The sequence below is a fragment of the Nocardioides guangzhouensis genome (genome assembly GCF_004519545.1).
GTDB classification, from domain to species: Bacteria; Actinomycetota; Actinomycetes; order Propionibacteriales; family Nocardioidaceae; genus Nocardioides; species Nocardioides guangzhouensis.
Genome location: NZ_SDKM01000019.1, coordinates 22347 through 44809, shown reverse-complemented (window position 1 = coordinate 44809; position 22463 = coordinate 22347). Strand labels below are relative to the sequence as shown.

The window sequence follows — 22463 nt, the reverse complement described above, 5'->3', positions numbered from 1 at the left end:
CGCGGCCGACGGACCGGAAGGAGGGCCACTCGTGGGCAACAACAACGCGAGTGCCGCCGCGGGCGGTGGTGCGATCTACGGGCTCGGCATCTTCGGCGCATGGGTCTACTACTTCCAGCAGGCCGACGCGTTCTGGGAGTACCTCTACGCGGTCTTCCAAGGGCTGTTCTGGCCGGCGTACATGGTCTACGAGACCTTCGCCGCGCTGCACGCCTGAAGCGTCCCGCTCAGACGTCCTCGGTCGACCGCGGGAACGTGGTCGGAGTGAAGTGGATCGCGCCCGCCGGCAGCATCCACGGCATCGCGACCAGCTCGAAGACACCGGCCTGAACGGCCGGGTCCTCCCCCTTGAGCCGCAAGGCCTCGTCCGGCTCGCAGCGCAGGATCGACAGCCCGCGGTAGTAGCGCGCGCCGCCCGGGTCACCGACCGGCCCCGCGGCGAGCAGCACGCCGCGCTCGTGCAGGTCGGCCAGGTGGGCCAGATGTGCGTCCTGGAGCCGGTCGGCTTCGTCCTCCGAGAGCTGCGGCGGCTGGTCCGGGGTCACCAGCAGCACCACGGTGTAGCGGTCGAAGTCCATGCCACCGATCGTAGGCCTCGCCCGAGCCACGCGCCGCGCAGCCGCCGTTCCCGTCGCCTCCGCGGGCGGGTGCTCGTTTGGCGGCTCGCCCATCGGGAACAGAGGGTCGAACAGCGGACCCGAGGAGAGAATCATGAGCAGGATCGGCGCAGGAATCACCCTCATCGTCATCGGACTCGTCCTGACCTTCGCCCTGCGCGTCGACGTGCCGGGGATCGGCGAGTACGCACTCGGCCTGATCCTCGTCCTGGCCGGAGCGGTCCTGCTGGTGCTGCACTTCGTGCTGCTGAACCAGCGGCAGCGTTCCCACACCGTCGTCGAGGAGCGCCCGCGGTACGTCGAGGACGAGGTGATCGAGGAAGAGCCGGTCATCGAGCGCCGTCGGCGTCGCCGTCGCTACTGAGTCGAGCCGGGGAGGCGTTCTCGCCCGATGGGAGCCCGGGCCCCCGGCCCGACTACCATTCCGATCGCCGCCCCAGTAGCTCAGCGGATAGAGCAGCCGCCTCCTAAGCGAAAGGTCGCAGGTTCGACTCCTGCCTGGGGCACCGCACCCGCGCACCGCACCCGCGCCTCGTCGGGCGCCAGGCTTGACGGTCGCCGCCGTAACCCGGCCACCCACCCCTGCGTTGGACCAGCGATCCGACTCCCTGGGGGGACCGTGCTGCTGGCCGAGCTGACGACGATGCTCGTCATCGGGACGCCGTGGGCCTTCCCGATGACCGTGCAGCGGCTCGACACGCACCAGGGCGGGTCCCGCAGGCGCCTGGACGGATCCGTCGGGCGCAGGTCCACGGCCGGTACCTGGCGACGCGTGCCGCCGGATCCCGCCGCGAACGTCGACCGGGCGGACGACGTCTGGGCGATCGGGGCGTGCCCGCGATGACCAGGCCGTGGCTGTCCGATCACCGCGACGAGCGCGGCCCTCGGGGGTGGGTCGCGTCGCGGCTGACCCGGCACCCACCGGACCGAGCCGAAGGTCCCCCGGCATTGTGGGAGCCGGGGGACCCCCGGTCGTCCCACGACGAGCGCCGTCCCGCGTCGCCGGGTGGTGCCTCGGGCCCACGTCGGTCTCCCGACGGTGGCCGAGCCCGGCGCCTCGGGCGGTGCTCGCAGCCAGTAAGCCATGCGTCCCAGCCGGGCGACCTCACCCGTCCCGGGTGAGTTGACCCGCGGTTCAGCCGCCGGCCACGACCGGTACGTCGGTCACTGCAGGGCCGCGGTCAGCCGCATGACGTTGTCGAGGTAGCGCGCCGGGCGGCCGCGTGCCGTCCACTCCTCCAGGGTGAGCTCCCGGGAGAGCCGGCGGTACTCGTCCTGCACCTCGCGCATCCGGGTCACCACCTCCGGGTCGCTGACCAGCATGACCACCTCGTAGTTGAGCGCGAACGAGCGGTAGTCCATGTTCGAGGAGCCGATCACGGCCAGGTCGTCGTCGACCGTGAAGTGCTTGGCGTGCAGGACGTACGGCTCGGGGTAGAGCCAGATGCGGATGCCCGCCCGCAGCAGCGCCTCGTAGTAGGACCGTTGGGCGTGCGCGACCATGAACTGGTCCGCGCCCTCGGAGACGAACAGCTCGACCTCGACCCCCCGCTGGGCAGCCGTGGTGACCGCGCTGAGCAGCGACTCGTCCGGCACGAAGTACGGGCTGGTCAGCGACAGCCGACGCTGCGCGGAGTAGAGCATCGAGTTGAACAGGCGCAGGTTGTTCTCGGTCGCGTAGCCGGGGCCGCTCGGCACCACCTGGCAGGCCACCTCGGTCGCGGCGCCGGGGCGCCCCGGCACGGTCGGGGTCTCGGCGAGCGTGTGCAGGATCGACCCCGAGGTCTCGGCGACCCAGTCCGTCGAGAACACCAGGTTGAGCTGGCGCACGCACGGGCCGGTCACGCGGGCCATCAGCTCGACCCACTCCCGTCCGGCCTTGTGGTTCTTGGGCTTGTTGTAGCCCGGCTCGATGAGGTTCTGCGAGCCGGTCCAGCCGACCGTCCCGTCGACCACGAGAATCTTGCGGTGGTTGCGCAGGTCGATCCGGCGGAACTCGCCCTTCAGCGGCCGGATGGGGAGCATCCGCGCCCACTGGATCTTCGTCCCCGCGAGCTTCTCGAGGAACTGCTTGTAGACCGGGATCCCGTGGCTGCCCAGGTGGTCGAAGAGCAGGCGCACCTCCACCCCGCGCTCGGCTGCGGCCGCGAGCGAGCCCAGCAGCTCGTCGGTCCAGTCGTCCCAGGCCGAGATGTAGAACTCGACGTGCACGAAGTCGGTCGCGGCGTCCACGTCGGCGCGCATCGCGTCGAAGCAACCCGCGTAGTCGGTGAGCACCTCGAGCGTGTTGCCGTAGGACATCGGCAGGGAGCTCAGGCCCTGGTTCAGCCGCACCATGCCCGCCAGCGCGCCGGTGCCGTCGGCGCCGGGAGCGCCTGGCGGGGGCAGGGGCGCCTCCTCCCGGGCCAGCTCCTCCATCACCCGCTCGTTCACCTGCCGCTGCCACTCCCGACGCTTCCGGCCGACGCTGGTGCCGCCGAACATGAGGAAGGCGAGGATCCCGAACCCGGGCACGGCCAGGATGAGGATCAACCAGGCCATCGCCGTCGACGGCTTCCGGTTGCCCGGGATCACGCACAGCGCCAGCACGAACACCACGATCTGGGCGATCCACACCGCCGCGGCGAACAGCGTCGCCAGCCAGCCCCACACGTCCACTGGTCGCTCCCGGTCCCCGGCAGGTCAGTCCGCGGACGCGAAGGCCGCGTCGACCTCGTCCACGGGGACCCGCACCGTCATCGTCATCTCGGCACCGAGGTCGCGCAGTCCCTCGGCGACGTCGGTCGCCCACACGTGCTCCACGACCACGGCCGCACCTTGCGCGTCGTCGGCGAGGGAGGTGGCCAGCACCTCCAGGTCGAGGTCGGTGAGCAGGGTGTCGCTGTCGATCCTGAGCAGTGCCCGCGCCACGGAGTGCTCCTCGCCCTGCTCGAGGTCGTCGAAGACGAGGCCGCCCTCCGGGTCGCGCCGGAACACCACGAGGTCCACCACCGTGAGCAGCCCCGCGTCGACCGGCCGGCGCAGGAGGTCGACCACCTGGTCCACCGCGGCCTCGGCCGGGAACGAGAGGAACAGCACCTCGACCGGTCCTCGTGCCATCACGCCTCGCTCTCCCCGTCCGGCCGGGGCGACCGCGCCCCGCGACGGTACGCCGCCTCGCCCGCACGCTAGGGGGACGCACGCCCGCGAGCGTCACCCGAGACGGGTGAGCCGCCAGCGGACCGCCCTGGGGCGGTCGACGCCCGGCGAAGGGCCGGGTCAGTCCTCCGGGATGGTGACCACCTCGAGCACCGTGATCCCCAGCGAGTGCAGCAGGTTGAGCATCCCCTGGAGCTCCTCCTGGTCGGTCAGGTCGCCCGTGAAGGTGGTCGACGCGCGCTGCGTCCGGGTCGTCATGTGCGGGAACGCGCCTGCCAGCTCGTCGGAGATCTCCCCGTCCACACGGATCAGCATCCTCGTCATGGGCGCCCTCACCTCGTGATCCTCGGCGCGACCCGCGACGCGGCATCGACTGCGACGGAACCCATGCCGCCCTCCCGCACCATCGTCGAAGGGCCGACCGGCTCTCGCACCCCTCGGAACGACACGCTAGGCAGTACCCGGCCGGACGACCTCACCAGAAACGGGCGAAGCACCCCGCAGCGGGCGACCCGCATGCTGCCGGGGACCGGCCGAGCGCCCCCGGGAGGTACCGCATGTCCGTCGCCGTGCTCATCGTCCTCGGCATCATCGAGTGCTTCTTCGGTGCCCGCTTCCTGCGGCTGACGGTCCTCGTGGCCGGGTTCGGCCTCGGCTGGATGCTCGCGGTTGCCTTCGACGCCGGTCTCGCCACCACCCTGGTCGTCTCGGTGGTCGCGGCCGGCGTCGCCTTCGTGGTCACGCTGCTGGCCGCGTCGTTCGTGATGTTCGTGGTCGGCATGGTGGTCGGTGCCGTCGTCGGCGCGAAGCTGTTCGTGCTCATCGAGCGCGGCGACCCGACCTGGGCACTGGCAGTCGTGTTCATCCCGGCCGTGGCCCTGGTCTCGGGCTTCCTGGCCACCCGGTTCCGCCGCCCGTTCCTGGTCTGGGCGACGTCGCTGGCCGGTGCCGCGCTCATCCTCTCCGGCATCGGTCGGTGGGGAAGCGACTCGACGGACCTCTTCTGGCGCCCGGACACCACGGCCGGCACCGTGGTCTTCGGCGTCGCCTGGGTGGCGCTGACCCTCGCCGGACGCCAGGTGCAGGGCGGCGGCCGGTCCGGCCGGGACTGACCGCGGGACCCCCTGGGGACCATCTCGCTCGCGGGCTTTCACGTGATTCGGGGGAGGCAGGCCGTACCCCGGGCACGAACGCTGGTGCCACCAGCCCGACGGCGACAGCTCGGACGCCTCGGCACCGCACCCAAGGAGCCCCGATGGCCACACTGACAGTCTGGAAGTTCGACAGCGCCGACGCCGCCGACGAGGCCTCGCGGACCCTGCAGGACCTGGCCAAGCAGAACCTCATCACCGTCCACGACGCGGCGACCGTCTCGTGGCCCTCGGACCGCAAGAAGCCGAAGACCCGGCAGCTCAGCAACACCACGGCAGCCGGCGCGCTCGGCGGCTCGTTCTGGGGACTGCTCTTCGGACTGATCTTCTTCGTGCCGCTGCTCGGTGCCGCGATCGGTGCCGCGACCGGCGCGCTGGCCGGCTCCCTGGCCGACGTCGGCATCGACGACAGCTTCATCAACAAGATCCGCGACCGGGTCACCCCGGGCACCTCCGCCCTGTTCGTGATGAGCTCGGACGCGGTCATGGACAAGGTCCAGGACGCGTTCGCCGGCAACCAGCCTTCGGAGCTGCTGTTCACGAACCTGAGCACGGAGCAGGAGAACGCCCTGCGCCAGGTCTTCGAGGACTGAGGGGCCGGGGACACCGGGGCGACCGGGGATCGACCGATGCCCACCCTCACGGTGTGGCGCTACGACACCGCAGCCGGTGCCGGGTCGGCGGAGGTGCGGCTGAAGGTCGCCACGGAGCGCAAGCTGCTGACCGTCCACGACGCGATCACGGTGACGTGGATGCCTGCCGACGACAAGCCCGTGATCGGGCACGTCGCCCATGCGACGGCGTCGGCCGCGGGCAAGGGGTCGGTGCTCGGCGCCCTGGTCGGCACGCTGGTGCTCGCGCCGGCCGTCGGCGCCGCCGCGGGCGCGTCCATCGGTGCGGTGGCCCAACGACTGCGCGGCACCGGCATCGACGCCGACGTGCTCGCCAACGTCCGGGAGGCGCTGCGGCCGGGCAGCTCCGCCCTGCTCGTGCTCTCCTCCGACGAGGACATCGAGGCGATCGAGCCCCTCCTCCACGACGACGCCGTCCTGGTGCACGCCGCGCTCGACGACGACGCCCCGGAGCTACTGCGCGAGGCCCTCGCCCGCCGGCAGCAGCCCCAGGAACCGGAGCAGACGTAGCCCGAACCCCCTCCTTGCCTGATCCAACCAACCCATTTGGCAGCCACGCCTCGGGACAGCACAATGGGGGCGGGTGCCAGCGCCCACAGGGAGCACGAGTGAGCTGGGCGGGCACCCGGGGAGCGAACAAATGGTGCCCGGAACCGGGTCCGGAGCAGGCCCGTCCGCAAACCGAGTGAGCGTCCAGTCCACGGGGGCCCTCGGGTCGACCGGCGCGCCCCGGACGCTGTTCGGCCGCTCCCGGCTCTACTCCTTCTTCGCCCGGGTCACCACCACGCCCGTCAGCCTGCTCGTGGCCCCCGCCGGCTGCGGGAAGACGGCCGCGGTCCTGGCGTGGGAGGCGGCTGCCGGGGGTGAGGTCCGCTGGTTCGCTCCCGACCAGGCCGAGGACGCCGTCCGCCTCGCGGAGCAGACCGTTCGCTCCCCCGGCCCCCGCACCCTGGTCCTGGTCGTGGACGACGCCCACCTGCTCCCCGACGGGACGGTCACGACTCTCGCCCGGCTCGCGCACGACGCCGACGGCACCCTCAGCGTGCTGCTCGTCGGCAGGCGAGGGGTGGCCCAGCCTCCGTTCGCGATGGTGCTGGCCGGCGAGACCCAGACCGCACACTTCTCCGACCTCGCCTTCGCCGACGAGGAGGCCGCGATGCTGGTGCGCGCGCACCACCCCCGCGCGGACCGGGCTCAGGTGGATGCGGTGGTGGCCGAGAGCGGCGGCTGGGCGGGCTCGCTCGTGCTCGGCGGCCTGGCCCTCGCCGACGCCGACGCACCCACGCACAACGGAGCGACCGTCCCGCTGCCGCCGGTCCTCGACTACCTCGGCAGCGAGGTGCTCGGGGAGTCGCAGGACGGCCTGCACGACGTGCTCGTCCGGGTCGCCGGCGAGGGCACCGTCGACCTCGACGCCGTCCAGGTGCTGACCGGTTCGGAGAGCGCGGGCGACCTGCTCGACGCCGCCGCCGGACAGGGGCTGCTGGTCGCCCGGCAGCCGGTGCCGCTCGGCACGATCGGTCCGGCCTGGCGGTTCCACCCGCTCCTGGTCGAGCTGGTACGACGGACCACCACGGCCGGCGGCCACGACCGGACGGCGTACGTCGACGCCCACCGTCGGGCCGCGCTCCACCACCTCCGCACGGGCGACGCAGCCCGGGCACTGCACCACGCCGGCCGCACCGCCGACGTCGACCTCCAGGACTCCGTCATCCGCACGGTGGCCCCCGAGCTGGTCACGCAGGGCGAGCTGTCCCTGCTGGAGGACGCGCTGGCCTCCGTACCCGCCGGAGTCCGTGACTCCCACCCCCGCCTCGCCGCGTCACAGGCGCTGCTGCTCTGGGCGCTCGGTCGGCAGGAGGAGGCCAAGGCCGCTGCCGACCGCGCGCTCGAGCACGAGCCCACCGGTCCCGGCCTCGACCTGCACACGATCGGAGCCGCCACCGAGCGCGACCTCGAGGTGGACCTGGCGCTGCTCGAGATCTGGGCCGCCAAGAGCGGTTGGCGGTCGCGACGGGGTGCGGCGGCCCGGGCCGCCGCCGCGCTGCGCTGCACCCACGAGTCCCCCGACGGCGAACCCGCCCACGACCTGGTGGGGGTGTCCGCGCTGCGCTGCGCCTGGCTCATGCTGGAGCTCGCCGGGCTGCAGGTGTGGGCGAACGAGCTCGATGCCGCCTCGGCCCACGTCCGTGCCGCCGCCACCGAGGCCCAACGGCTCGACCTGCCGTTCCTGAGGACGGCCGTGCTGGCGGTGCGGGCCACCCTCGAGATGGTGCACGGCGCCTACCAGAGCGCGGCCGACGACGCCGAGGAGTGCCTGCGCGACGGCGCGGCCACGGCCGCGGGGCCGCGGGCGGTCCTCGTCCGCGGGGTGGCCCGGTTCTACGCGGCCGACTACCCCGCCGCCGCCGAGGACCTCGCCACCGTCCGCGCGTTCGCGGTGGAGTCGCACGACCCCATCGACGCGGCGTACGTCGCGCTGCTCGACGCCGGCCTCGGCATCGCCGTCGGAGACCTCGAGGGCGCCCGGCGGCTGCTCGAGCGGGACGCCGATCTGCCCGCCCCGCTGCCGGCGTACGTCGCCCGCCACTTCGCCCTGTTCCGGGCCGGCGCGGCCGGCTTCATGGGCGACCTGGCGGCGATGGAGGCCGAGGCGGCGAAGATGAGCCGGGCCTGTCACGAGGCAGACGCCCGGCTGACCCGCGCGATCGCGCAGGGCCTGGCCGGCAACGAGCGCGAGGCGGTCCGGGAGCTCGACAGCCTGCTCAGCTCGCGCGACCTGAGCGCCGAGGACGCGGTGGGCTCCGGCCTGCCCCGGGTGACCGCAGCGGCAGCGGCGGTCAGCCGGGTCGCCTTCCTGCACCGGATCGGCACCCCCGCCTCCACCGCGCAGGCCCGCCGGCTGCTGCCCGACGCGCTGGCCCGGATCGCGCCGCAGCGCCTGCTCACGATCGCGGTCGTGTCCGGTCCGATGATCACCGACGGGTTCGCCGACCTGCTCGTGGCCGAGGTCGAGCGTCCGGGCGGCCATCCGCTGGCCGCACCCCTGCTCGACGCCGTACGCCGCCTCCGACGGCCCTACCCCGACCAGACGCCGGAGGGGACGCACGGTCCGCGGCCCGCGGCTGCTGCACACGCTGCGGACCGGCAGCCCGACGACCTGACCCCCCGCGAGGTCGAGGTGCTGCGGGCGCTGGAGCGTGGCGGCAGCAACACCGACATCGCCGTGGCGCTCTACGTCAGCGAGAACACCGTGAAGACCCACCTGGCCTCGGTCTACCGCAAGCTCGGGGTCACCGGCCGCCGCGCGGCGCTGCGCACCGCGCAGGACCGCAACCTCCTCTGACGAACCGTGCGAATTGGCGGTGCGAACCGTGCGACGTGGTCGTCACTTCGCACGGTTCGGGTGACCCGTCCAGACCGCTGCTGCCCTAGCGTCGGGGCACCATGCAGGGGCAACGACGTGCGCCCCGGAGCCGCTTCCAGGAGGTCGGGATGAGCCAGTCGGATCGTCAGTTCGAGGAGTCCACGAAGGGCGGCTGGGTGATGGGCACGACCGCGTTCGCGGGCGTCCTGCTCGCCACGCTCGGGTCGTTCCAGATCCTGCAGGGCCTGGCCGCGGTCCTCGAGGACGAGGTGTTCGTGCGGGGAGTCGAGTACTCCTACAAGCTCGACCTGACCACGTGGGGCTGGTGGCTGATGCTGCTCGGCGCCGCGGCGGTCGCCGTCGGCATCGGGATCGCGCTGAACAACGTCGTCGCCAACATCGCCGGCCTGGTGCTGGCGTTCCTGAGCGCGTTGTCGAACTTCGCGTTCCTCCCCTACTACCCGTTCTGGTCGATCCTCGTGATCGCCTTCGACGCCCTGGTGATCTGGGCGATCTGCGTGCAGCTCGCCCGACGCTGACCACCCTCGGCGCGACAGGCCGACGCCCGGGCCGCGGACGACCGCTGTCCGGGGTCCGGCATGGGCCGGGCCGCCGGTTGCCGACGTCTGGACCAGTCCGGTGGAGGCAGGGGAACCGCGCCGCAGGTCCCGGTCTGGTCCCCTCCCTCCGAGTCCCACCGGCCTGCTCCGTCCCGACTAACCCGTCCTGCCTCACCCGCCACGGGTGAGGCGACGGTCGTTCCTGCCCTCCTAGCCTGCAACTGGACGGGAGGGCTCGTCCGAATTGCGAACGCGTCCGGCTCGGGGCGGCCGTTGCGATGGGAGCGCGCACGGCGACCGCATCTCGGGTCGAACCGACCGGGAGGCTCACGGACGATGACCACGACGCACGAACCTCGGCCAGGCACACCTGCACCAGGCACCGCATCCGGCACCGGCAGCCCCACCCGCGACACGTCCGTGGACGCCTTCGCCGGGGTGCCCCGGCTGCCCCGGGTCTACGTCCCGCGAGCCTCGCTGAACCGTCACCTCGACGACGCCACCGACGGCGGCATCACGCTGCTCGTGGCACCGGTCGGCGCGGGCAAGACGCTCGGCGTCGCCGGGTGGCTCCGGGCGGCCGGCCCCGCCGATGGCGCCCGGTGGGTGAACGCCGACCGCACCTGGACCCCGGCACGGATGGCTGCGCTGCTGGACGCCGCCGCGACGCCCGGCCCGGACGGCCTCCGGCCCCTGGTCGTCGTCGACGAGGCGCACGAGCTGCCGTCGTCCACGCTGCGGCTGCTCGACGAGCGGCTCAACCAGGTCCCCGACGACCTGCGGCTCCTGCTGCTCTCCCGGTGGGACCTTCCCCTGTCCCGCCTGGTCCCCGAGCTGCTCGGCCACTTCACGATCCTGCGCGGCGACGTGCTCCGCATGGACGACGACGAGTGCGCCACGCTGATCGCCGAGCACGCCCGCACCAGCCACGCCGACGTGCTCCGGGCGGTCACCACTCACGCCAACGGCTGGTGCGCCGCCGTCGTGCTCACCTCGCGCGCAGTGGCCGCGAGCCCCGACCCCCTGGCCGCCGCCGAGCGGTTCGCCCGGGGTGACGCCAGCATCGCGGACCGGCTGGCCAGCGAGGTCTTCGCGACGCTCCAGCCCCGGCAACGACACCTGCTGCTCTGCGTCGCCGCCGAGCAGGTGGTCAGCACAGACGTGGCGACCCACCTGACCCACGACCCGCTCGCCGCGGACGTGCTGGCGGGGCTGGAGACGACCGGACTGCTGGTGTCGCGGGTCCCGGCGGACACCGGTGTCCCGCAGGCCCGGCGTGGCGACGACGACCCGGTCGCCACCCGTTACCGGATCCACCCGCTGCTGATCGAGGTGGTGCGTCGTCGCATCGCCGCCGGTGGCGTGGACATCGCCCAGGCCCAGTCGACCGTACGGCGCGCCGTACGGCTGGACCTGGCGCGCGGCGAGTCCGACGCCGCGCTGCGCCGGCTCTTGCACCTCAACCAGCCCGAGGAGGCCGCGCGGCTGCTCGTCGACGACGGCCTGACCCTGCTGATGCGCGGCCAGGGGTCGCAGATCGCGGCATTCGGGCGTCGCTGGACCGACGAGGTCGAGAAGCATCCCGAGATCTGGTTCCTGCTCGCGCTCGAGCGCTGGCTCAGCCGGGACGCCACCGCCGCCGGCCACTGGCTGGACCGGCTGGTGGTCGACCACGCCGGGGTCGGGCCCGAGGACCCCCGCTCGCTCCGGCTGGCCTGCACCCGGCTGGTGCGGGCCCGGATGGGGGCCGAGCCCGTGGGCTCGGCGATCGGCTATGCGCGGCGCGTGCTGATGGCGCAGATGTCGGGCACCACCCCGCAACCGCTCACGGTCATGCTGCTGACCGAGCTCGGCATCGCCCAGAACTGGCTGGGCGACCTGGTCGAGGCCGAGATCAACCTGAGCACCGCGATCGCGATGAGCCGCTCGCGCGGCCTGAGCGGCCTGACCGCCCTGGGCCTCTCCCACCTCGCCTGGACCGTCTACATGCAGGGCCGCGAGAGCGCCTGCCTCACGATCGCCCAGCAGGCGGTCGACCTGATGGCGACCGAGGACGCGCCCCGGGACTTCGTGCTGGCCCGCGCCCTGCTGGCACGGGAGCTGGCCGGGATGTCCGACCTGCCGTGGCCGGAGCCCGGGGACCCGGCTCCGGCCCAGCAGGTGCTCGTCCACGAGGGGGACCCGGTCACCCGCTTCTGGGTGGGTGTCCGCAACGCCCGGCTCGCCCTGGCCGGCGGATCGGTCGCCGAGGCCGAGAAGCGGCTCCAGGTGCCCACCGACCTGTTCACGATGTCCGACCACCTCCGGGTCGTGCTGATCATCGAGCGCGGCTTCCTGGCCAGCCTGGCCGGCGACGAGCGCACGCTCCGCACGCTCGAGGGCGAGCTCGAGGCGCTCGGTCTGCGCGGGGAGGTCGCGCTGCTCGCCGGGCTCCGGCTGGAGCTGACCGGCAGTCGCAAGGCCAGCGCCGCGGCGTACGCGGTCGCCGAGGAGGAGGTCATCTACTCCCAGCCGGCCACCCGCGCGCTCGCCATGGCCTGCCGCGCCCAGCTGCTCGACGTGCTCGGCGAGCCGGACCAGGCGCTGGAGCTGCTGCGCGAGGCGGCGACGATCACCGAGGTGCGCCGCAACGCCGTGCCGTTCCTCGGGTGGAGCCGGCAGGGCACGCCGATCGAGTCGCTGCTGGCCCGGCTGGCCCAGCGCTACCCGACCGCCTGGATCCGGGAGCTGGCAGAGGCGGGGGGCGGGAAGCCGGACGTGGCCACGGTGTTCGCGCCGACCACGCCGACCGACCAGGAGCGGGCCAAGGCCAGCCCGGACGGCACCCCGCTGCCGGCGCTGAGCCCCCGCGAGCGGGAGGTGCTCAACGAGCTGGCCCGCGGGGCGACGTACGCCGACATCGCGGCGCACCTGTTCGTCTCCGAGAACACGATCAAGACGCACGTGTCGAACCTCTACGGGAAGCTCGTGGTCACCCGGCGCAGCGAGGCCCTGGCCGTGGCGCGCAGCCTGCACCTGCTCTGATCGATCGACCGGCGCCACCTGGCCGGTCGGGGGTCGGTCCCGGGCCGCTCAGAGCGCGATGGCGACGAGCGCCAGCACGCCCCAGGTCGCGACCGCGGCCAGGCCGCCGACCAGGACCACCAGCGTCAGGAGCGCGAGCACACCCTCGACCACCGTCCGGGTGTAGGACGGCTCGAGCCGCACGCGCGGTGCGGCACTCCTGACGGGGTGGATGCGCATGTGCATCGGTCTGCCTCCCGAAAGGCCTCGACGTCTCCTGTTCTCTCGATCGTGATCCTCCGTCGGACCCCTGACCTCACCCGTTGCGGGGGAACCGCGACGGAGGGGCCTGCCGCACGCTGGTCGCGTCGGAGTGCCTCGTCGGAGTGGCTCGTCGGAGAACCTGGATCAGGAGGCGGCATGTCGGATGACTCCCGCGTCATCGTGCGCAACGTGATGGCCGACCACTGGGGCCTGGTCATGGGGTACGGCGTCGTCACGCTGCTCCTCGGCGTGGTCCTGGCAGCCTGGCCCAGCGAGACGCTCACCGTGGTCGCGATCCTGATCGCGATCCAGCTGATCATCTCGGGGAGCGTGCAGCTCTTCCTCGCCCTCGCGCCGTCCGGAGCATCCGGTCTCGGCCGCCTCATCGTGGGTGCGGTGGGGACCTTCGCGATCGTGGTCGGCATCCTGATCGTGGTCGACCCGCTCCAGACCCTGACCATCGTCGGAATCCTGGTCGGGCTCTGGCTGGTGATGGCCGGACTCGCCGACATCGCCCTCGCGTTCCTCGACTCCGGCGAGTCGAACCGGCTCTGGGACGTCGCGCGCGGCGTGCTCTGCATCATCGTCGGCGGCTTCCTCATCGTGAACCCCGAACGCTCCCTCGGTCTGCTGGTGCTGCTCGCCTGCATCTGGCTGATCGGCTACGGCGCGGTCACGATCGTCGCCGCGCTCCGTCTCCGGTCCTCCCTGCGCGGCGACTCGTCGGGTGTCTCCGGACGGCACCGGCAGGACAGCCGTGGGGGAACCGACCCGGTCGCCCACTCATGACGGGCACGCCGCCGCAGGAGCCGGGCCCCGGCCCGGACGAGGCTGCCGACCAGAGCCCGGACCAGGCGGCAGACCAGGTTGCGGACCGGGCTGCGGACGCCGGCACCGAGCCCACCACCGAGATCCCGGACGAGGGGACCGAGCCCACCGCCGAGATCCCGACCGAGCCGGAAGCGGGCCCCAACCCGGAGACCGGTTCCGACGCCGCCGCGGAGACCGGCCCGGAACCCGCCCCGCAGACCCCCTCGGAGACCGCCCAGCTGCGCGCCGAGGTGGCCCGGCTCGAGGCCCGGCTCGAGGAGACCGGCCCGGCCGCCGACCGCCCCGGCCGCACCTCGGGCATCCTGCGCGGCCTCGCCGTCGTGATCTGCGCCGTCCTGGTGGCGATGCTGGCCCCGCTGTCCGTAGTCGCGACCTGGGCCAACGACCAGATGTCCGACACCGACCGGTACGTCGACACGGTCGCGCCGCTCGCCGACGACCCGGCCGTGCAGCGCGCGGTGACCGACCGGATCAGCAACGCGATCATCGAGCGCCTCGACGTCCGCGCGCTCACCCAGGAGGCCGTTGACGCACTGTCGAAACAGGGCCTGCCGCCGCGGGCCTCGACCAGCCTCTCGGCGCTGATCACGCCGCTCACCAACGGCGTCAACAACTTCATCCACGACCAGGTCGCGAAGCTGGTCTCCTCCGACGCGTTCTCGGTCGCGTGGGAGCAGGCCAACCGCGAGGCGCACGCGCAGATGGTCGCGCTGCTCACCGGCGACACCGAGGGCGGCGCCGTCGAGGTGCAGGGCAACGCGGTGAAGCTGAACCTCGCGGTGCTGATCGAGACCGTGCAGCAACGACTGGTCGAGGCCGGGTTCACGATGGCCGGCAACCTCCCGGCGGTCAGCGCCCAGTTCACGATCTTCCAGTCCGCCGACATCGCCCGGGCGCAGAACGGCTTCCGGGTGCTGAACGCGGTGGCGCGGGCGCTGCCGTTCATCGCGCTGGGACTCTTCTTCCTGGGCATCCTCGCGGCCCGGCGCCGCCGGCGGGCGCTGTTCGGCATGTCGCTCGTGGTGGCCGGGTCGATGCTGCTGCTCGGCGCCCTGCTCAACGTGTTCCGGATCGTCTACCTCGATGCGGTCCCCGCCGACCAGCTGCCGCCCGACGCGGCCGCGGTGATCTACGACCAGACGGTCCGCTTCATCCGCTTCAACCTGCGCGCGGTGCTCGTGCTGTTCCTCGCCATCGCCGTGGTCGCGTGGGTGACCGGCCCGGAGCCGGCCCCGACCGCCGTACGACGAGCCGCGACGCGGGCGTTCGACGTGATCCGCCACGGGTCCGACCGGGCCGGGCTCGACACGGGCGTGTTCGGCGAGGCGCTGGGCCGCTCCAAGAACGTGATCCGGGCGGTGATCGGCGGCGCGGTGATCGTGGTGTACGTGATGGCCGCACACCCGACCGGGTCGTTCACGCTGTGGTTGCTCGCGATCGCGCTGCTCCTGCTGGTGATCGTCGAGGTCCTGGCCCGCAACCCCGACCGGTCGGTGGAGGCTCCCGCCGACGACCGCTCAGCGGCCGCGACCTGACCCGCCGCCGGACCCGAGCCGGATGCCCGACACCAACCGGGTCGCGACCGACCGGACCAGCGCGTCCTCCGACACCGCCCGCCCGACCACCGAGGTCACCACGACGACGCCGGCCGCGCCGACCAGCCAGGTGGCCACCGCGAGGACCACACCGAGGGCGCCGAACTGGTTGGCGCTGGTCACGACGTACCGCGGCATCACCAGGCTCGACGCGCTCGTGTAGATGCCCAGGACGACGCCGGTGAGGGCGGAGGGGAAGAACAGCCGCGTCCAGCCCACGCGCCCGAACAGGAGGTACCACACGCTCCACCACCAGATGAGGGTGAGGAAGACGCAGCGCAGGGCGAAGAAGGCCGGCTCCAGGACCAGCTCCGAGGCCCGGTCGTCCAGCCAGCCGACGAACGTGAGCGTCTGGCTCGCGACCAGCCACCCGAACAGCCACAGAAGGCACCGACGTCGGGCCGCGACCCCACCGATCGCCGGCTGCTCCCACGCCTTCTCGTACATCCGCTGGACGGCGCGCGAGAAGCTGGTCGCCGAGAACACCACGATGAGGATGCCGATGACGCCGGTGGTGGCGCGCACCTGTTCGACGTCGACGCCGGCTGCCGCGGCGGCGTACCCCGACTCGTCGGCGGTCTCCTTGACCACCTCCTCCCCGCCCGAGCCGAGCCCGGTGACGGTCGCGAAGCGCTCGAGGGCCGCGTCCGTGGCGTCCGGGAAGAACGCACCGAGGATCACCAGCATCGGGACGAGTGCCAGCAGCGCCTGGGCCCCGATCGCCATCGACCGGTCGACCACCTCGATCCGGGCCAGGGCGTCGACGGTCCGCCGGACCGGCGGCACGGTGTCGAGCACCCGGTAGCCCCAGGCCCGCCCCCGGTCCAGCCAACCACCGACCCGCCGCCCGACCGCCCGCCCGGCGTCCACGAGTCGACCCGCGCGCATGCCTCAGCGTGGCCCCCGCGGCGCCGCACGCGATCACCCTCTCCGGGTGAACCAGCCCCGGCCGCGAGAGGGCAACGTCGGACACGTGGTCGAGGACGACGAAGTGCCCAAGGGTGTCTCGCGATGGCTACGGCTGCTCGCGATCGTCGTCCTGACGGTCGTCGTCTACTTCATCGTGCCGGTGCAGTACGAGTCGACCGCCGACGTGGCGCGTCGGACGGCCGGCGCGGCCGTGCTCTCGGTGGCGCTGATCTGGGGGATGCTCTACCAGATCCGGATCCACGTGGACGACAGCTCGCGGCGGCTCGACGGGCTCATCGTCTCCATCGTGCTCGTGGTCGAGGTGTTCGCCCTGACCTTCTACATCGTCGAGGTGCGCAACCCCGGCGAGTTCGCCAGCCTGCACACCCGGATCGACTCGCTCTACTTCACCGTCGCCACGCTGGCCACGGTCGGGTTCGGCGACGTGCACGCCGTCGGCCAGGCCGCGCGGGCCCTGGTGCTGGTCCAGATGGTGTTCAACGTGCTCTTCGTGGCCACCGCGGCGGCGATCATGTCGACGCGGATGCGGGACGTCGTGCGGCAGCGGTCCGAGATCAAGCGGGCGCAGCAGGGCGGGCGGACCGAGAACGAGACGTAGCGGGCTCAGACCGTGTCGAAGTCCAGCCCGGCCTTCTGCAGGCGGGACAGCAGGTTGTCGCCCATGGCCACCGCCGTGGTGACCTGCCCGGCGGTGGGCGGGTTGGTGTCGAAGGCGAGGCACAGCGCGGACTCCGCAAGCATCTTCGCGGTCTCGGAGTAGCCGGGATCGCCGCCCGACACCCGGGTGTGCACCTGCTCGCCGCCGGCCTCGGCGACGAAGTCGACCGTGAACCAGGCCTTGCGCCGCCGCTTCTCGTCCGGGCCCTCGCCCTGCGGCACCCGCTTCTTCAGCTGCTCGCGCAGCGGTCCGACCTGGGCGGCCAGGGCCAGCGCGGTGGCACCGACGGCACCCCCGACGGCGTACCGCAGGGTCTGGGTGCCGGCGTAGTGGGAGTAGCGGAACTCCGGGCCGTACGACGCCAGGGCCGCGCCGCTGCGGGCGACCACGACCGGGTCGATGGTGGGCAGCGGCAGCAGCCAGTAGCCCAGCACCGGGTCGCGGTGCGGCTTCCCCTGCACCGCCCGCGACGAGCGGCCCTCGGGGCGCCCCTCGGCCTTGCGTCGCTCGGCGTACGTCGCGCGGGCGCTGCGGGCGGCCGCCATCGCGCCCAGCGCCGAGTGGAAGGTGCCGCCCGAGAAGGTCGCGTTGCTGCGGACCACGCCGCGCACGGTGACCGGGACGTCGGCCGGCAGCTGGCGGACCGTGAAGTAGACCCCGAGGTCGTGCGGGATGGAGTCGAAGCCGCACGCGTGCACCAGCCGGGCGCCGGAGGCGACCGCGGTCTCGTGGTGGGCGAGGTACATCCGGTCGACGAACTCCGGCTCGCCGGTGAGGTCGCAGTAGTCGGTGCCGGCGGCGGCACAGGCGGCGACCAGCGGCTCGCCGTGCACGGCGTACGGGCCGACCGTGGAGACGGCAACCCGGGTCCGAGCCACCACCGCGTCCAGCGCGGCCCGGTCGGCGGAGTCGGCGACCAGCAGCTCCATGTCCTCCAGGCGCGGGTCGATGGCGGCCAGCCGGTGGCGCACCGCCTCGAGCTTCGCGAGGTTGCGGCCGGCCAGCGCCCAGCGCAGCCGGGCCGGTGCGTGCCGGGCGAGGTACTCCGCGGTCAGGCCGCCGGTGAACCCGGTGGCGCCGAAGAGGACGAGGTCGAGGTCGCGGGCGTCCGTCATGGGGGCCATCGTGCCTCACCGTCCGCGGACCCGGGAACCGGTCCGGTCCCCGGCCCGTCGGATCCCCATGGACCGCCCCTCGCCGCTGACCCGCCCGGCCGCCCGACGCTGGCTCGCCGTGACCGCCGCCGTCGCCCTGGTCGGCGGCTCGTTCGCCGCCGGGGCCGTGTGGCGTGGCGGTGGCGACGAGGTCCGCTCCGGCCGTCTGGTCGCGGCGCCGCTGCGTCCGCTGCCGCAGGCACCCGGCGTGGGACTGGTGTCCGCGGACTCGTGCGACCAGCTGCTCGACTGGTACGTCGACCACGCGCTCGACCGGGTGACCGCGTGGGGCTGGGACGGCGGCCCGGTCTACCTCGCCCGGGACGGCTTCACGCCGATGGCGGGCGCGGCCGAGGACACCGCCTCCGCCGGGCGCGGCCCCGACGAGGTCACGTCGAGCGACACCGGCACCAACGTGCAGGAGCAGGGCGTCGACGAGCCGGACGTGGCGAAGACCGACGGCGACCTGATGGTGCGGGTCGGCGGCGACACCCTGACGACGTACGACGTGACCGGGACGGAGCCGCGGCTGCTGTCGACGTACGAGCTGCCCGGGGTCGCGGACCAGCGGGACCTCTACGGGTACGGCGCGGGCACCGAGCTGCTGCTGGTCGGCGACACCGCCGTCGTGCTCGGCAGCGAGGGTCCGTGGTACGACGGCCGCGGCCCGCGGACGACCGTCGTCTCCGTCGACCTGTCGTCACCCGGCGCCCCGACGATGACGGACCGCCAGACCTACGGCGCCGAGCTGGTCTCGGCGCGACGCTACGGCGACGCGGTCCGGCTGGTGTTCTCCTCGGGCCTGCCGGACCTCCCGTTCGTGCACCCGTCGGACAAGCGGTCCGACCGCGAGGCGCGCGCCCACAACCGCGCGGCCGTCCGCGCCAGCACCCTGGCCGACTGGCTTCCGTCCGTCCACGACGAGGGCGGCGCCCGCACCCGGCTCGCCGACTGCGACCAGGTCCGTCTCCCCGAGGACTTCTCGGGTCCCGGAACGATGGCGGTGGTCGGGTACGACGCCACCACGCCGCGCGACCGCAGCGTCACCGCCGTCGCCACCTCGTCGACGACGGTCTACTCCTCGACCGACCGGCTCTACCTCGCCACCAGCGCGGGCTGGGGGATCCGCTGCTGCGTGATGGTGGACGCCGTCGTGCCCGGGTGGCCGGGACGTGACGGGACCACGCAGCTGCACGCGTTCGCGCTCTCCGGCGACGCCGCGACGTACCTCGGGTCGGGGGAGGTCGACGGCTCGGTCCGCGACCGCTGGGCGATGGACGCCACGGACGGGGTGCTGCGGGTCGCGGTCGGGCCGACCTCCGAGACCGGCAACTTCAACTCGGTGCTGACGCTCGCCGAGCGCGACGGCCGGCTGGTGCAGGTCGGGCGGGTCGACCGGCTCGGTGTGAACGAGGAGATCAAGTCGGTGCGCTGGTTCGACGACCTGGCGTTCGTGGTCACGTTCCGGCAGACCGACCCGCTCTACGCGATCGACCTGTCCGACCCGGCGCACCCGCGGCGGCTCGGCGCGCTGAAGATCCCGGGCTACAGCGAGTACCTCCACCCGATCGGCGACGACCGGCTGCTCGGCATCGGCACGGACGCCGGCCTCGACGGGTCGGTCCGGGGCGGCCAGGCGGCGGTCTTCGACGTCTCCGACCTCGCCGCACCGCGGCGGGTCTCCGTGCACACCTACGGGAGCCAGCAGGCGACCCGGGCCGGGCAGGACCCGCGCCAGTTCACCTGGCTGCCGGACCGGCGTACCGCGCTCACGGTGGTGGAGTCCTGGGGCCCCGACGGCGGCTCGCACGGCACGGTCTCGCTGCTCCACGTCGGCCCCGGCGGCCAGCTCACCGAGCGCTCCGTGCACGGCGCCTACGGGTACGCCGACGTCGCCGCCCTGCGCACCCTCCCCCTCCCCGACGGCCGGGTCGTCGTCACCAGCCCCGACACCACCCGCCTCCTCACCCCCTGACCCGCCCACGTGCCCCGAATTGATGGCCGAGGTGCCCCGAATCGATGGCCGAGGTGCCCCGAATTGCGCCCCGAACGGCCAGGCCTTGTTTGCCGACGGCCAGGTCTGGTGACCGCTAGCCTGAGGCAGCAGCCGGAGGGAGGCCACCATGTGGTACGTCGCGGTCTTCGCGGTCCTGGGCATCCTGCTCGTGACCGTGGTGCTGGTCCGCAACCAGCGCAAGCCCCGCCTCGCGAAGTCGCGCCCGCCACGAGGAACCGCGGGGGCGTCCCGCACCAGGTCCGGCAGTGCCCAGCGCAAGGAGCGGAAGCGGAGGAGAGCCCAGTCCAAGCGCGTCCGACGCAAGCGGCACTAGGGACACGCAACTTCGGGCACCTCGACCAACAACTCCAGACACCTCGACCAACAACTCCGGGCACCTCGACCAACAACTCCGGGCACCTCGGCGATCAATTTCAGGCAGGGCGGGGCGGGTGGGGCGGCGTACCCTCGGGGACATGTGCCGCAACATCCGCCAGCTCCACAACTTCGAGCCGCCGGCGACCAACGACGAGATCACGGCCGCCGCGCTGCAGTACGTCCGCAAGGTGAGCGGCTCCACCCGGCCGTCGCAGCGCAACCAGGAGGCGTTCGACCTGGCGGTGCGCGAGGTCGCGCACGCCACCCGGCACCTGCTGGAGGAGCTGGTCACCACCGCCCCGCCGAAGGACCGCGAGGTCGAGGCGGAGAAGGCGCGCGCCCGGGCCGCACTGCGGTACGGCACGTGACCCTCGCACCGCCCGGCGAGGCCGCCGCCCGACCGGGGCAGGCGGCTGCGCCCGACGTGCTCGCGTTCCTGCGCGGCCGGCCGCTGGTCGTGCTCACCGGCGCCGGCCTGTCCACCGACTCGGGCATCCCCGACTACCGCGGCCCGAACGCCCCGGCCCGGATGCCGATGACGTACGGCGAGTTCGTCTCCGGTCCCGACGCGCAGCGCCGCTACTGGGCGCGCAGCCACGTCGGCTGGTCCCGCTTGGGTACGGCGCGCCCCAACGCCGGGCACCACGCGCTGGCCCGGCTCGAGGCCACCGGCGGCGTCGACCTCCTCGTCACCCAGAACGTCGACGGCCTGCACGAGGCCGCCGGCTCGCGCGTCCTCGCCCTGCACGGCCGGATCTCCGACGTCGTCTGCCTGTCCTGCCGCGCGATCAGCTCCCGGGCCGCGCTGCAGCGGACGCTCGAGCGGCTCAACCCCGGGTACGCCGCCACGCACGCCGCCGCGCTGGTCCGTCCCGACGGCGACGTGGAGATCGACGAGACCGACGGCTTCGTGGTCCCCGGCTGCGACTGCGGCGGTGCGCTCAAGCCCGACGTGGTGTTCTTCGGCGAGAACGTCCCGCCGGTGCGGGTGCAGCGCAGCTACGACGCGGTCGAGGCGCTGGCCGGCCGCGACGGCGTGCTGCTGGTCGTGGGCTCCTCGCTCACGGTCATGTCCGGCCTGCGGTTCGTGAAGCGCGCCGCCAGGCTTGGCATCCCGGTGGTCATCGTCAACCGGGGCCCCACCCGCGGCGACGAGCACGCGACGTACACCCTCGACGACGGGTGCAGCGAGTTCCTCACCGCGCTGGCCGGCTGACGGTCAGCCTCCGTGGATCGGCGGCTCCGGCGGCACCGGCTCCCGCGACCCGGTGCGCTCGGCGCCGATCCCGGCGACCACCACGAACCCGATACCGACCACCGCCAGCGGCTCGGGCACCTGGCCGAGCGCGACCAGCCCGACCAGCAGGGCGATCGCCGGCTCGAGGCACATCAGCGTCCCGAACGCCGCGGTGGTCAGGTGCCGCAGCGCCATCAGCTCGAGCGTGAACGGCACCAGCGGCAGCAGGATCGCCAGCCCGAGCCCGACCAGCACCAGCCGCGGCGTGAGGTCGCCGATCACGAACGGCCCGACCAGCACGGTCGACACGACCGCGGCCACCGGGATCGACACCGCCACCCCCGCGATGCCCGCGACCTCGTCGCCGACCCGCTGCGTGAGCAGGATGTACGCCGCCCAGCAGACCGCCGCGCCGAGCGCGAACGCCACCCCCACCGGGTCGGCGCCGCCGCTCCACGGCTCGGTCAGCAGGAGCACGCCGACGCCCGCGACCGCCGCCCACCAGCGGTGCCGGCCGTGCGCGCGGAACGCAGCGACACCGAGCGGGCCGAGGAACTCGAGCGCGCTGGCGGTGCCGAGCGGCAGGCGGGCGACCGCTGCCATGAACAGCAGCGTCACGCCGGCGGTGACCACGCCGAGGGCCACGCACGCCCTGAGCGCGGACGGGGTGAGGTCGCGGACCCGCGGCCGCACCAGCACGACCAGCAGCAGCCCGGCCCAGGCGAGCCGGATCCAGGCCGCCCCGGCGGCACCGAGGTCGTCGATCAGCCCGACCGAGCCGGCCAGTCCGAGCTGCACGCACGACATCGAGACCAGCGCCATCGCGGCGCCCTTGCGCGCGTTGCCGGGGACGGTACCTCCGGCGGTCGGGGGGCTGGTCGTCGTGCTCATGGCTCCAGTAGAAGCCACCAGATCCGTTCACGTCCACGTGGAATAGGTGGACGTACCGTTC

At 73.3% G+C, this 22463-nt stretch carries 24 protein-coding genes and 1 tRNA gene; 17 read left to right on the top strand and 8 right to left on the bottom strand.

Annotation, left to right across the window (positions count from 1 at the left end):
* Positions 1 to 31: 31 nt before the first annotated feature.
* A complete protein-coding gene (locus tag EKO23_RS13790) occupies positions 32 to 217 on the top strand; it encodes a hypothetical protein (protein WP_217702623.1) in 186 nt (61 codons plus the stop codon).
* 10 nt (positions 218 to 227) lie between these two features.
* On the opposite strand, the gene EKO23_RS13785 is transcribed toward EKO23_RS13790, so the two are convergent.
* Positions 228 to 578: a YciI family protein gene (locus tag EKO23_RS13785; protein WP_134718237.1), complete on the bottom strand. Its 351-nt coding sequence runs from the start codon at positions 576 to 578 to the stop codon at positions 228 to 230.
* A 133-nt stretch (positions 579 to 711) separates the two neighbouring features.
* On the opposite strand from EKO23_RS13785, the gene EKO23_RS13780 reads away from it, so the two are divergent.
* The 3 genes from EKO23_RS13780 (at position 712) to EKO23_RS13770 (ending at position 1461) form a co-directional block, all read left to right on the top strand.
* Positions 712 to 981, top strand: a complete 270-nt coding sequence (locus EKO23_RS13780) for a DUF6458 family protein (RefSeq protein ID WP_175582694.1) — start codon at positions 712 to 714, stop codon at positions 979 to 981.
* Positions 982 to 1050: 69 nt separating this feature from the next.
* Positions 1051 to 1123, top strand: a tRNA-Arg gene (locus tag EKO23_RS13775).
* A gap of 113 nt (positions 1124 to 1236) precedes the next feature.
* Positions 1237 to 1461, top strand: a complete 225-nt coding sequence (locus EKO23_RS13770; protein ID WP_134718234.1) for a hypothetical protein — start codon at positions 1237 to 1239, stop codon at positions 1459 to 1461.
* A gap of 320 nt (positions 1462 to 1781) precedes the next feature.
* On the opposite strand, the gene cls is transcribed toward EKO23_RS13770, so the two are convergent.
* The 3 genes from cls to EKO23_RS13750 all read right to left on the bottom strand — a co-directional run bounded on the left by cls (position 1782) and on the right by EKO23_RS13750 (position 4091).
* Entirely contained in the window at positions 1782 to 3275 is a 1494-nt protein-coding gene (gene cls, locus EKO23_RS13765) for a cardiolipin synthase (RefSeq protein ID WP_246051080.1), read from the bottom strand.
* 24 nt (positions 3276 to 3299) lie between these two features.
* On the bottom strand, positions 3300 to 3716 hold the full coding sequence (locus EKO23_RS25300; RefSeq protein ID WP_167880471.1) for a DUF6325 family protein: 417 nt from the start codon (positions 3714 to 3716) through the stop codon (positions 3300 to 3302).
* 159 nt (positions 3717 to 3875) lie between these two features.
* Positions 3876 to 4091, bottom strand: a complete 216-nt coding sequence (locus EKO23_RS13750) for a hypothetical protein (RefSeq protein ID WP_167880470.1) — start codon at positions 4089 to 4091, stop codon at positions 3876 to 3878.
* Between the two features lie 221 nt (positions 4092 to 4312).
* On the opposite strand from EKO23_RS13750, the gene EKO23_RS13745 reads away from it, so the two are divergent.
* The 6 genes from EKO23_RS13745 (at position 4313) to EKO23_RS26180 (ending at position 12489) form a co-directional block, all read left to right on the top strand.
* Positions 4313 to 4867 (top strand): TM7S3/TM198-like domain-containing protein, encoded by a 555-nt coding sequence (locus EKO23_RS13745; protein ID WP_134718228.1) that lies wholly within the window; start codon positions 4313 to 4315, stop codon positions 4865 to 4867.
* 143 nt (positions 4868 to 5010) lie between these two features.
* Entirely contained in the window at positions 5011 to 5499 is a 489-nt protein-coding gene (locus EKO23_RS13740; protein ID WP_134718226.1) for a DUF1269 domain-containing protein, read from the top strand.
* A 36-nt stretch (positions 5500 to 5535) separates the two neighbouring features.
* Positions 5536 to 6048 (top strand): DUF1269 domain-containing protein, encoded by a 513-nt coding sequence (locus EKO23_RS13735; RefSeq protein ID WP_134718224.1) that lies wholly within the window; start codon positions 5536 to 5538, stop codon positions 6046 to 6048.
* A gap of 175 nt (positions 6049 to 6223) precedes the next feature.
* Complete coding sequence (locus tag EKO23_RS26185) at positions 6224 to 8884, top strand: helix-turn-helix transcriptional regulator (protein ID WP_134718222.1); 2661 nt, start codon at positions 6224 to 6226, stop codon at positions 8882 to 8884.
* 149 nt (positions 8885 to 9033) lie between these two features.
* Entirely contained in the window at positions 9034 to 9444 is a 411-nt protein-coding gene (locus EKO23_RS13725) for a DUF7144 family membrane protein (protein ID WP_134718220.1), read from the top strand.
* Between the two features lie 441 nt (positions 9445 to 9885).
* Positions 9886 to 12489, top strand: coding sequence for a LuxR C-terminal-related transcriptional regulator (locus EKO23_RS26180; protein WP_134718218.1), 2604 nt, complete (start codon positions 9886 to 9888; stop codon positions 12487 to 12489).
* 48 nt (positions 12490 to 12537) lie between these two features.
* On the opposite strand, the gene EKO23_RS25295 is transcribed toward EKO23_RS26180, so the two are convergent.
* The gene (locus EKO23_RS25295; RefSeq protein ID WP_167880469.1) at positions 12538 to 12708 is read right to left on the bottom strand and encodes a hypothetical protein; all 171 of its coding nucleotides are present in this window, start codon (positions 12706 to 12708) and stop codon (positions 12538 to 12540) included.
* A gap of 180 nt (positions 12709 to 12888) precedes the next feature.
* On the opposite strand from EKO23_RS25295, the gene EKO23_RS13715 reads away from it, so the two are divergent.
* The gene (locus tag EKO23_RS13715) at positions 12889 to 13521 is read left to right on the top strand and encodes an HdeD family acid-resistance protein (RefSeq protein ID WP_134718216.1); all 633 of its coding nucleotides are present in this window, start codon (positions 12889 to 12891) and stop codon (positions 13519 to 13521) included.
* A complete protein-coding gene (locus tag EKO23_RS13710; RefSeq protein WP_134718214.1) occupies positions 13518 to 15098 on the top strand; it encodes an ICP22 family protein in 1581 nt (526 codons plus the stop codon). Before EKO23_RS13715 ends, EKO23_RS13710 begins: the two co-directional genes overlap by 4 nt.
* Here the strand turns inward: EKO23_RS13710 and EKO23_RS13705 are convergent.
* The gene (locus tag EKO23_RS13705) at positions 15081 to 16046 is read right to left on the bottom strand and encodes a hypothetical protein (RefSeq protein ID WP_134718212.1); all 966 of its coding nucleotides are present in this window, start codon (positions 16044 to 16046) and stop codon (positions 15081 to 15083) included. The two genes, EKO23_RS13710 and EKO23_RS13705, sit on opposite strands and share 18 nt — an antisense overlap.
* Positions 16047 to 16092: 46 nt before the next feature.
* Here EKO23_RS13705 and EKO23_RS13700 point away from each other — a divergent pair, with 46 nt between their 5' ends.
* On the top strand, positions 16093 to 16686 hold the full coding sequence (locus EKO23_RS13700; protein ID WP_167880468.1) for a potassium channel family protein: 594 nt from the start codon (positions 16093 to 16095) through the stop codon (positions 16684 to 16686).
* Positions 16687 to 16691: 5 nt separating this feature from the next.
* Here the strand turns inward: EKO23_RS13700 and EKO23_RS13695 are convergent, their stop codons facing one another.
* A complete protein-coding gene (locus EKO23_RS13695; protein ID WP_134718208.1) occupies positions 16692 to 17861 on the bottom strand; it encodes a saccharopine dehydrogenase family protein in 1170 nt (389 codons plus the stop codon).
* Positions 17862 to 17928: 67 nt separating this feature from the next.
* On the opposite strand from EKO23_RS13695, the gene EKO23_RS13690 reads away from it, so the two are divergent.
* From EKO23_RS13690 to EKO23_RS13675, 4 genes are all read left to right on the top strand, one after another.
* Positions 17929 to 19875 (top strand): beta-propeller domain-containing protein, encoded by a 1947-nt coding sequence (locus EKO23_RS13690; RefSeq protein WP_167880467.1) that lies wholly within the window; start codon positions 17929 to 17931, stop codon positions 19873 to 19875.
* A 148-nt stretch (positions 19876 to 20023) separates the two neighbouring features.
* Positions 20024 to 20230: a hypothetical protein gene (locus EKO23_RS13685; protein ID WP_134718204.1), complete on the top strand. Its 207-nt coding sequence runs from the start codon at positions 20024 to 20026 to the stop codon at positions 20228 to 20230.
* A gap of 142 nt (positions 20231 to 20372) precedes the next feature.
* On the top strand, positions 20373 to 20642 hold the full coding sequence (locus EKO23_RS13680) for a DUF2277 domain-containing protein (protein ID WP_134718202.1): 270 nt from the start codon (positions 20373 to 20375) through the stop codon (positions 20640 to 20642).
* Complete coding sequence (locus EKO23_RS13675; RefSeq protein ID WP_134718200.1) at positions 20639 to 21490, top strand: Sir2 family NAD-dependent protein deacetylase; 852 nt, start codon at positions 20639 to 20641, stop codon at positions 21488 to 21490. Before EKO23_RS13680 ends, EKO23_RS13675 begins: the two co-directional genes overlap by 4 nt.
* A 3-nt stretch (positions 21491 to 21493) precedes the next feature.
* Here EKO23_RS13675 and EKO23_RS13670 read toward each other — a convergent pair whose 3' ends face one another.
* Positions 21494 to 22402 carry an EamA family transporter gene (locus tag EKO23_RS13670; protein WP_134718198.1) on the bottom strand — a complete coding sequence of 303 codons (909 nt, stop codon included), beginning with the start codon at positions 22400 to 22402 and terminating at the stop codon, positions 21494 to 21496.
* Between the last annotated feature and the right edge of the window lie 61 nt (positions 22403 to 22463).